Raw genomic sequence first — 523 nt, forward strand, 5'->3', positions numbered from 1 at the left:
AGCGAATTGACTTATGGCGGTTTAGACTTTCAAAGCACCAATGCCCTTGATATTCACAATGCGCGGCTCCAAGCCGTGACAGATCAGGGTGGAACTGGAGATATTCTCTTTATTGCTCCAAGCGTTATGGTTGATAAGGCAACTTCTGTTTTAGCGGCGCGAGATTTCGTGATCAAAACGGGGGAGCTTGGAAATAGCGGTCAATTGGCAGCAGGGCAGGATTTAGTCTTCAGCGTGACGGGCAATGTGACCAACAACAAAACGGGCTTAATTTATGTGAAGGGCAATGGTGCTTTACAAGTTGATGGGACTTTGCTCAATGATTTTGGTGCCATAATGGCAGAGGGTGATTTATCTTTCACCAATGCAGATGGCAGCGGAAAAAGCCTTTCGCTTGTCAATAAAGCAGGCTTTATTCAAGCTGGTGGAAACTTAAATATCCAAACCAAAACCCTGAAAAACGAAGCCGATAGCACGCCTGTCATCACAGAAAAAACGGAATATAGCGATATTTCTTTCCAAA

Annotated in this window: 1 protein-coding gene; it reads left to right on the plus strand. The window is 44.6% G+C overall.

From position 1 onward, the window contains the following. On the plus strand, positions 1 to 523 hold a 523-nt coding region (locus ACFIJP_RS09760), incomplete at both ends, for a hypothetical protein (RefSeq protein WP_375627235.1).

Origin of the sequence: Bartonella sp. MU37NMGALS (genome assembly GCF_042194015.1) — a bacterium.
GTDB classification, from domain to species: domain Bacteria; phylum Pseudomonadota; class Alphaproteobacteria; order Rhizobiales; family Rhizobiaceae; genus Bartonella; species Bartonella grahamii.